Consider the following 9,036-nt stretch of genomic DNA (forward strand, 5'->3'; position numbering starts at 1 on the left):
GCCCCACGCCCGCCGTCGTTCTTTCAGATCTTTTCGGGCGCCGCCGCGCTGGCGCGCGCCAGCACCGCCTCGGCCGCTTGGAGACGCAACCGAACAGAGGTCGACTGGAGCGGCTCTATCGAAACGATCTCGGCGCCGTGTCCGTCCAGAACCTGGATCCTCAGCGCCGTCCCAAAGCGGCTCGAGAGCTCACGCCAAGCCATGAGTTCGGCGAAGTCCTCGCCGGCCGAGGCGGTGGAATACAGCGACACGAACGGCGCTTGAGCCAGAGCCCGATAGAGGAAGGGGCTCTGAGCGAGCGGAAGCTTGGGTTCGCGGCGATAGACGGAGCGGGCGATCACACTGGCCGCATAGGGCTGCGCCAAGCGCCGATAGTCGACCCATACGGCCTTGAAAGGGCCGCCGCCCGTGGTGACGTCTAGCGTGCGATCGACCACGTGCGTGGCCTCGTGCAGCAGAATATAGGTCAGGGCCGAGGCGTCTCCCGCCGTAACCCGCACGCTGTAGCCCGACCCATCCGGAGAAAAGAGCGCCGCCTCCTTCTGCGTGAGGAAGGCGGAAAGCGATTGTTCGAGCACCTCGGCGCGTATGGTGATGTCGAGCACCGGTTCGCCGTTGGGGCCCTCGGAAGAGCGCGTCAAGGCCGTGCCGAGGCTGGACGGCGCATCGACGAAACTAAGCCGGGCGAGGCGTCGTTCCAGGACCCGCCGATACAGCTCGGGAAGATCGGCGATAGCGCTTTCGACCAAGGCCCATTCCCGGTCGGTGAGGATATGGGCTTTGGTTTCCGTCGCGCCCGCGGCGACATAGGCCTTGAGGGTTTCCTCGTGTGGCGGAGCAATCCTTCCCCGGAGAACCGACGCGGTTTGGTCGCTTTGCGTCGCCATCGGCGCCGCGGCGGCGCGGGCGAGCCCAAAGCCGGGCGAGGCGAACAATAGCAGGCCGCCGGCGAGGAGCGCGCCCAACAGGGGAGCCGGACGCGACGGGAGTTTGGGCATGGGCGGTCTTTCTTGTCGATTTCAGCTCATCAAGGGCGATGATGTCCGGCCAAGTGAGCCCCGCCAAGCCTCCTAGGGCGGCTGTGGTGTCACGGCGGTAACGGCCTTGCTTCGACCGGCGCATCGGCGCGCACATTGAAACGGTTACATGGAAAAGTTGCGGACGATCGCCATGGCCGCACGTTGATCGAGACGGTGCATGGTGCGAGCTATGCTTTCCCGGCCCAGGTGGAGCCGACCCGGGCTGGCGAGTTCCAGCCGCGGCCGGCGCCCCCGTCAGACTGTCTCGACCGCCACCGCGAGCGCGTAGCCGGCGCCGCGCTCGGTGCGGATGATGCGCTGACCATCGGGCCAGGCGGCCAGCTTTCGGCGCAACCGCAGAATCATCACGTCGATGCTGCGATCGGTGACTTCGTCGGGATGCACGCGACAGGCGGCGACCAGTTGCTGGCGGCTGAGCACCTGGCTGGGCGTCTTGAGCAGGGCCGCGAGCAGGTTGAACTCGGCGGCCGTCAGCTTGACCAAGGCGCCGTCCGGCGCCGTCAAACTGCGCCGACGCAAGTCGGCTTCCCAGCCGACGAAACGCCATCGGGCGCGTGGCCGCGAGCGCGCTAACCGCGCCGGCCCCGCGCGCCGTAGGACGGTGCGGATCCTGGCGAGAAGCTCCCGGGGATTAACCGGCTTGCTGATGCAGTCATCGGCGCCCAGCTCCAGCGCCACCACCTTGTCCGGAGCCTCCCCCGGCGCGCCGGTCAGGCTGATCACGGGCGCCACGTCGCGATCGATGACGCCTCGCATAAGGTCCAGCCCGTTCTCGGCCCCCAGTTCCAGATCCAGGACGACAAGATCCACCGGCCGGGCGGCCAAGATCCGCTTCATGGCCGCGCCGTCCGGCGCCGTGCTGACCTGAAAGGCGTAGGCGCTCAGATAGCCTTGGAATTCGTCTCGGAGCCGAGGATCGTCGTCCACCACGAGGACGTGTCTCTGGGCGTGCTGCATGCATCCGGCTTTCTTGGAGATCCAAACTCACGGGACGGATACGGCCGCAACCTCGAAAGGCGCGGCCGCGTCCCGTGTCAAAGCCCGTGGGCGGCGCGGATGTATCGGGAGGCCTTCTCTCCGATGATCACGCAGGGCGCCATGGTGTTGCCCGTCGCGACCTTGGGCATGATCGAGCCGTCGGCGACGCGCAGCCCTTCGACGCCGTAGACGCGCAGGCTGGCGTCGACCACCGACATCTCATCCCGCCCCATCTTGGCCGAACAGGTCTGGTGCCAATAGGTCACCGCCGCGTCCCGCACATATTGCTCCATGTCCGCCTTGTTCAGCGGCCCCGGCATGGCTTCGCGGGTGACCAGGGGAGCGAAGGCCCGCGTATTGCCGAGGTCGCGGCAGAGCTCCACGCAGGCGAGCGCGGCTTTGAGATCGTCCGGGTGGCTGAAGGTGTTCAGCTCGATCCGCGGGGCGATCATCGGATCGGCCGAGGCCAGGCGCACCCGGCCGCGGCTCTTAGGATGGGCCAGGCCCGCGAACATGGTCCAGCCGTGCTCAGGAACACCGCGCAGGGCCGTCTCGGGACTCGGGACCGGGAACTCGACCTGACAGAACAGCAGGTCCGGCTCAGTGAGCGCCGCGTCGGACTTCCAGTAGAGCGTCGCTTCGCTGCCGCTGTTTCGCGGCGCGATGGGTTCCTTGTATTCCCAGATGCAGCCAAACGAGACGTGGTCCTGCAGGTTCGCGCCGACGCCCGGCAGGCTTTGCGCCACCTTGATGTCGTGAGCGCGCAATTCCGACTCGTCGCCGACGCCTGATCGCATCAGGACGGTCGGAGTCTGGATCGCGCCCAGGCAAAGGATCACCTCGTGGGCCGCGCCGAAGCGATGAAGCACGCCGTCGCGAATGGCCTCGACGCCGATGGCCCGCCCACCTTGGATCATCACCCGGTTAACCTGGGTCTTGGTCAGCAGAGTCAGGTTGGGCCGGTCGAGATAGGGATAGGTGAAGGCTCGGAAGATGGAATGGCGCTTGCCGTCGCGGATCAGCACGTCGCTGATCGCGCAGCCGCCCGCGGTCTCCATCATCTCGCCGTTCGGCGAAGCGTAGGTCGGAATGCCAAGCTCCTGGGCGGCGTCGACCATGGCGTAAGCCGCAGGGCCGGGATTAGGCGCCGACTGAACATAGACCGGCCCGCCCGTCCCGCGCCGCGCGGGGTCAGGCGCGCCCTGCCAGTTCTCGATCTCCCGGTAGAGGCCCAGCACGGCGTCGTAGCCCCAGGAGGCGTCGCCGCTTTCCTCGGCGAAGTGGTCCCAGTCGCTGCGGTGGCCGCGCGACCACACCATGACATTAATGCTGGAGCCGCCGCCGCAGACCTTCCCCATCGACATCGGCATCGCGCGTCCGTTCAGCTGGGGATTGGGCTCGGCCACGAAACCCCAGTCGGTATCGCCGCCGAGGTTGGTCGGCCAGGCTGCGGGCTCCATCACGCTGGCGCGCTCGTCGCTGCCCCCCGCTTCGATCAGCAGCACTTGCACGGCGGGGTTCTCCGCCAACCGTCTGGCCAGAACCGAGCCGGCGCTTCCCGCGCCGCAGACGATGAAATCGTAGGTCGCCTTCAAATGGGCCGCCCGCTCGGCTTGGCTGGCCGCTACGCGCACGGCGAAATCGGGGTGGTCGCTTGGGAGGTGGTCGATCACAGGTTAGACTCCAAAACTCGAAATGAAGTATCAAATTTATCAAATTCATCAAATGCATCGAATTTAGACCTTGTCAAGGCAAGGCGGGGTAGGCATCTGTCCGCTGCGGCGAGAGGCCTGGAGACACGATGGACACGGCCGAAAAGGACATCCTGACCACCACGGACGTGGCGAAGATCCTGGGCGTGTCGGTGCGCACCGCGCAGTTGCTGATCGAGGGCGGATCGATCCCTTCGTGGAAGACGCCGGGGGGTCATCGCCGCGTCTTTCGATCCGATGTCCTGGCCTTGATGCCAGGCGAGGCCTTGGCCCTGCCGGTGTCGGCGCGGGTGATCGTCATCGCCGGCCCCGACGCCCTGCCGGGGTTGACCGCGCGGCTGGCGCACGCGCCCTCCTGCTTCATCGACGCCTATCCCGAGCCGTTCCCCGCTCTGCTGAACATCGGCGGCCGCTCTCCGGCCGCCGTGGTGATCGACGCGGGCTCGTTGCCCATGGCCGCCGACCTGCTGCGAGCCCTGGCCTCGGATTCGGCGCTGTCGCAGACGGCGATCCTGCTTGTCGGCCCCAAGGCTCAGACCGCGGCCTTCGCCGCGGCGGCCGGAGGTCGGGTGGGCTTCGTGGAGGATCTGGACACACTGGCCCAAGCCGCTGAAACGGCGGTGCGAGGACCGGCGCTGGTTCCGGCCGCGCCCGAGGCCAGCCCGAGCGTCCCGCTGCCCGCCAACGAAGCCCAACGCCTGCTGGCGCTGGAGCGCTCGGGCCTCGTGGACACCCCGCCCGAGGACGCTTTCGACAAGCTGACCTGGCTGGCCGCGCAGACCCTGGGCATGCCGATCTCGCTGATCACCCTGCTGACCCCGACCCGCCAGTGGTTCAAGTCGCGTCATGGCTTGGACATGGCCGACACGCCCCGCAGCTGGGCCTTCTGCAACCACACCATCCTGGAAAGGCGCTGCATGGTGTCGGAGGACCTGTCGGCCGACCCGCGCTTCGCGGACAATCCCGCCGTCGCCGAGGCGCCGCACTTTCGGTTCTACGCCGGCTGCCCGGTCGTCGATCCCGACGGCTTCACGCTGGGCTCGCTCTGCGTGATCGACACCAAGCCGCGCACCTTGGACGCCACCCAACAGGCGATCCTCACCAATCTGGCGTCCCTAGTGTCGGACGAGATCAAGCTGCGCGTCACCGATGGCCGGCTGCGGCGCGCCATGGATGTGCTGGATCGAAAGCCGCGCTAGTCCGCGCCGCGACGGTTACAACGGTCATCGATCGGCACCTCCGCTGCAACGCGGAGGTGACATCCGATCAGCAGGGCCGAGCGATCGGTCGGAGCCATTGGACGGCTCATCGGCCGTCTCGCCGAGGACCTCACGATGACCGCTTCCCCCCAACGTCCCGATCATGCCCCTCAGGATGGCCATTCAACGGGACAGCCGCCCTTCGTCTCCTCGTCAGCCCTGGAGAGCGATCCGCACACCGTCTTTCGATACTGGCGGGCCAGGACGCCAGTCATTCAGCGCGAGGATGGCGCCTGCCTCGTGCTCCGCGCCGCCGATGTCGACACCCTGCTGACCGATGACCGGACGCGGCAGATCGATGGCGGGCTTTACAGCCGCATCCGCGGCGTCCCCCCAGGACCGCTGCAGGACCTGCTGGTCGAGTCGCTGCTGATGTCGGAGGGCGACGCGCACCAGCGCCGCCGCGCGCCGATGTCTCGCGTCCTGGCGTTCCACGCCGTTGAGTCCCTGCGCGACACCATCCGATCGGCGGCCGAACGCCTGATCGACGACGTCGAGGCCGGGGCGAGGTTCGACGGCGAAATCGATCTGATGGCCGCGTTCTGCGCGCCTTTTCCGCCACTGGTGATGAGCCGTCTCCTGGGCGCGCCGCCCAGTGAAGCCGAGGCGTTCGCGCAATGGGTCTATCAGGTCTCCCCCGCCTTCGCGCCCGCCCTCCCCGGCGAGGACATGGCGTCGATGGTCGAGGGCGCCGGGCGGCTAACGGCCTATGTCCAACAGAGCTTGGCCAAGGCGATGGCGGGCGAAGGCGCACGCTCGGAGCTGATGGAAAATATGGTCGCGGCCATCGGCGCCGACGCGCTCACCCAAGCAGAGGCTGTCGCTCAGCTGGCGACCTTGATCATCGGCGCTAGCGACACCACGCGGACGGCGATGGCGATCCAGACCGGGCTAATGTTGGCGACGGGCCAAGCCTGGAAACGTGTCGGTGACGACCCGAGCCTGGCCCGCGCCGCCGTCGCGGAGGCGCTGCGGGTGCAACCGGCCGTCGGCTCGGTTCCGCGGCTCGCGACGCAGGAGATCGTGCTGGACGGGGCGATCATCCCCGCGGGCCGGCTGGTGTCGCTCTCGACCCTGTCGGCGATGCGCGATCCCGCCCGGTTCTCCGATCCCGACGCCTTCATCATCAACCGGACCGACCATCCGCGATGGCCGCTGGTGTTTGGCGGCGGCGCGCATCGCTGTATCGGCGAGGCGCTCGCGCGGCTTGAACTCGAGGAGGGCCTAATGGCGCTTAGCCGTCGCTTGCCCAGCCTGCGCCTGGCGGGGCCGCCGCCGAAGATCGAAGGCTATGCCGGCATCCGCCGCATCGATGGTCTGCGGGTGGCGCTGTGATCCGGCGGCGATTGCTCAGGAGCGCGGCCTACGGCTTGGCCGCGCTCACCCTCGGCGGTCTGGCGGGATGCCAGACAAAGAGCCTCTCGGGACGAAACGGCTCCTCTAATGCGCTGGGCATCCGGGCCGAGGGCGACTTTGAGCGCGAAGGCGCCCGGCTCTGGTATGGCGTGGTCGGCGAAGGCCCTCCGGTGATCCTTCTCCACGGGGGCCTCTCCAGCCACAAGGTTTGGAGCGGTCAGGTCCCCGCTCTGGTTAGAGCGGGCTACCAGGTCATTCTGTTCGACAGCCGCGGACATGGCCGCAGCACTCTGGGCCCGGAGCCGTTGACCTATGAGCGGATGGCTGCGGATGTCGGCGCCCTGATCGCGCGCCTTGGCCTTGAGCAACCCGCGATCGTCGGCTGGAGCGATGGGGCGATCATCGCCCTCGTTCTGGCCTTGGCCCCTACAGCCGACCTTGGGCCGATCTACGCCTTCGGCGCGAATATGAACCAGGAAGGCGTGCGTCCGAACGCCGGGAACGCTCCGATCCTTAAGCAGGTCGGGCCGCGGCTCGCTGCTGACTACGCCGAACTCTCGCCAGCGCCAGATTTCGCCGCGTTGGCTCAGGCGGTAAGAACCATGCAGACTTCAAGCCTCAACCTGGGCGCGGACCAGGTCGCCCGCGTCCGGTCGAGGGCCGTCAGGATTGCGACGGGTGACCGCGACGAGTTCATTCTTCCAACGCATGCGGCCTGGATCGCGCGCACCATCCCAGGCGCTGAACTCGAAGTTCTGTCCGGGTGCGGTCACTTTGCGCCCTGGCAGGCGCCGGCGACCTTCAACCGCTCGGTCCTATCGTTCCTGGAGGCCCGCGGTCGCCGCTGAAGGCCCCTTAGGCATCCCGACCGCGCCAGCGTGGCCGGGATGTCTTCACACGCTAGAAGCTCCCCCTGATCTGCCGCCGAACCTCATCGGCTAGAGGGTGGAGCGCCTGGGGCGAGCGCGGCGCGACAAGGCTGTAGCCCACGCCGTCGGTCGCCCAGGATACGCCGCCGAGGTCGGCATCCTCGCGCTCTGTCATCGCGACGTTCTTTTCCAACTGCATCGGCCGCACCATCACCGCCAGGCGCAGACCATCGGCGCCGTCGTAGATGAACATCGCCGCCGGCCCATGCGGCGTGGTAACCAGTCGTCCGCCGATGAAGCGGTATCCCGCGGCCTGCAGATCCGGCACCGCGACGGGGCTACGGAGACGATTGGAGACCCAGCGCACCAGGTCCGCCTTCTGAGTTGAATCGATCTCGACAGGGCGATGAACATCCGAAGCATAGACTCGGTAGTTGTCGGCGGCCTCACGCGACAGAGCGCCGACTCCGTTGAGCGGCGGCGCGACAACGCCCCTGGCCGTCCATCCGGCCAGTCCGCCGATCGCCAGCACGGCCGCCGCGGCGATCGCGGGGCGCCAGTAGGCTTGGCGCGCGCGACGAGCCTCGATCATGGCGCGCAAACCTAGCTCCGGCGGGATCGGCTCCTCGGCGATCGCGCTCAGAGCGGCGCGCAAGGCGGCGCGATCGCCGACATAACCCCTGATACGCCTAGCTTCTTCGGGGTGGGCCGCGAGATAGGCCTCCACCTCCTGGCGACGCGTCGGAGGAAGAGCCTCGTCGACATAAGCTTGCAGGTCGTCTTCGCTAATGGGGCGCGGGGCGCTCATTTGATCCTCCGCAGAAGCGGCGTTCCAACCTGGGTGGCCGAACCCTTGGCCATGATCTGGGCGAGGCGGGCGCGGGCGCGCGACAGTCGCGACATCACTGTCCCGATCGGGACGCCCAGCACCTTGGCGGCCTGGGCATAGGAAAGGTCTTCGACCCCGACCAGCAGAAGCACGGCGCGGTAGTCCTGCGGCAAGGCCGCGAGGGACCGGAGGATATCGCTCTGATCTACGCCGTCCTGCTGGGTGGCGCGCTCGGCCAAATCCGTCTCGGCCAGCTCGTCCAACGGCACCTCTCGTCCACGTCGGCCCAACCGGCGCCAGCGGCTGACCGCCAGACTATGCAGGATCGAGAAGAGCCAACCGCGCGCGTCGCTGGTCTCGCGGCGCTGGGTCCAACGCCCGACCGCTCTTTCCAGACAGTCCTGCACGAGGTCGTCGGCCTCGGCGGCGTTCTGGACCAGAGAGCGCGCATAGCGGCGCAGGCTCGGGATCGACGGCTCGATCAGGCGGGTCATGTCGTCCACGGCGGCTCTCCGGGCGCGCCCTAGCGGGCCTGAACCTGGACGGGCGCGCCGAACCGTTCCGCGGTTCCCGGCGCGATCACCAGATAGCGCCTCTCCGCCGCGCTCGGCGCTTGCACGACTTGGCGGATAGGCCCGATCGCATTGACGATCGCCGCGCCCGCGGGGTTGGCCGTGAAGCTGGCCAGCGGCTCGAGAGGGCCGGAGCCGTCAGGCTGTCGCGCCAAGGCCAGCACATAGGCCTGCTTGGGCGCTAGGCCGGTGACAGACGCCTGCAGCACCTGCAACAGCCCCTGGTCAAACAGGCTCACGCTGGTGGGCTCCTCGCCACCCCCGCCGACGGGACCCAACACCAGATGCGCGGCGGCTCCGCCCTTGCCCAGCGGCTGTAGGTTCTGCGTTCCGGGCCCCTCCGGAACCGCGTCGGGCACGTAGCTCAGGGCCTGAGGAGCCTGGCCGACCGGCACATAGGCGACGACTTTGTTGGTCGCCG

The 9,036-nt window shown here is 68.0% G+C and carries 8 protein-coding genes and 1 pseudogene; 3 read left to right on the plus strand and 6 right to left on the minus strand.

Annotated features, from left to right (window positions below; genetic code table 11):
- Nucleotides 1–23 precede the first annotated feature (23 nt).
- The 3 genes from AX690_RS12640 to AX690_RS12650 all read right to left on the minus strand — a co-directional run bounded on the left by AX690_RS12640 (nt 24) and on the right by AX690_RS12650 (nt 3,691).
- A complete protein-coding gene (locus AX690_RS12640; RefSeq protein WP_066686400.1) occupies nt 24–998 on the minus strand; it encodes a hypothetical protein in 975 nt (324 codons plus the stop codon).
- A gap of 276 nt (nt 999–1,274) precedes the next feature.
- Nucleotides 1,275–1,997 (minus strand): response regulator, encoded by a 723-nt coding sequence (locus AX690_RS12645; RefSeq protein ID WP_066686402.1) that lies wholly within the window; start codon nt 1,995–1,997, stop codon nt 1,275–1,277.
- A gap of 77 nt (nt 1,998–2,074) precedes the next feature.
- Entirely contained in the window at nt 2,075–3,691 is a 1,617-nt protein-coding gene (locus AX690_RS12650; RefSeq protein WP_066686404.1) for a GMC family oxidoreductase, read from the minus strand.
- A 128-nt stretch (nt 3,692–3,819) separates the two neighbouring features.
- Between AX690_RS12650 and AX690_RS12655 the strand changes: the two genes are divergently transcribed.
- The 3 genes from AX690_RS12655 to AX690_RS12665 all read left to right on the plus strand — a co-directional run bounded on the left by AX690_RS12655 (nt 3,820) and on the right by AX690_RS12665 (nt 7,193).
- Nucleotides 3,820–4,929, plus strand: coding sequence for a GAF domain-containing protein (locus AX690_RS12655; protein WP_066686405.1), 1,110 nt, complete (start codon nt 3,820–3,822; stop codon nt 4,927–4,929).
- 135 nt (nt 4,930–5,064) lie between these two features.
- Nucleotides 5,065–6,324: a cytochrome P450 gene (locus AX690_RS12660; RefSeq protein ID WP_156449655.1), complete on the plus strand. Its 1,260-nt coding sequence runs from the start codon at nt 5,065–5,067 to the stop codon at nt 6,322–6,324.
- Nucleotides 6,325–6,359: 35 nt separating this feature from the next.
- Entirely contained in the window at nt 6,360–7,193 is an 834-nt protein-coding gene (locus AX690_RS12665) for an alpha/beta fold hydrolase (RefSeq protein ID WP_197426857.1), read from the plus strand.
- A gap of 52 nt (nt 7,194–7,245) precedes the next feature.
- Here AX690_RS12665 and AX690_RS12670 read toward each other — a convergent pair whose 3' ends face one another.
- From AX690_RS12670 to AX690_RS23345, 3 genes and pseudogenes are all read right to left on the minus strand, one after another.
- A complete protein-coding gene (locus tag AX690_RS12670) occupies nt 7,246–8,022 on the minus strand; it encodes an anti-sigma factor (RefSeq protein ID WP_066686411.1) in 777 nt (258 codons plus the stop codon).
- Nucleotides 8,019–8,537 (minus strand): RNA polymerase sigma factor, encoded by a 519-nt coding sequence (locus tag AX690_RS12675; protein WP_156449656.1) that lies wholly within the window; start codon nt 8,535–8,537, stop codon nt 8,019–8,021. The genes AX690_RS12670 and AX690_RS12675 overlap by 4 nt, the downstream gene beginning before the upstream one ends.
- Before the next feature lie 29 nt (nt 8,538–8,566).
- Nucleotides 8,567–9,036: pseudogene (locus AX690_RS23345) on the minus strand (hypothetical protein); the annotation flags it as partial.

Source organism: Caulobacter sp. CCH9-E1, from assembly GCF_001556515.1.
GTDB lineage: Bacteria > Pseudomonadota > Alphaproteobacteria > Caulobacterales > Caulobacteraceae > Caulobacter.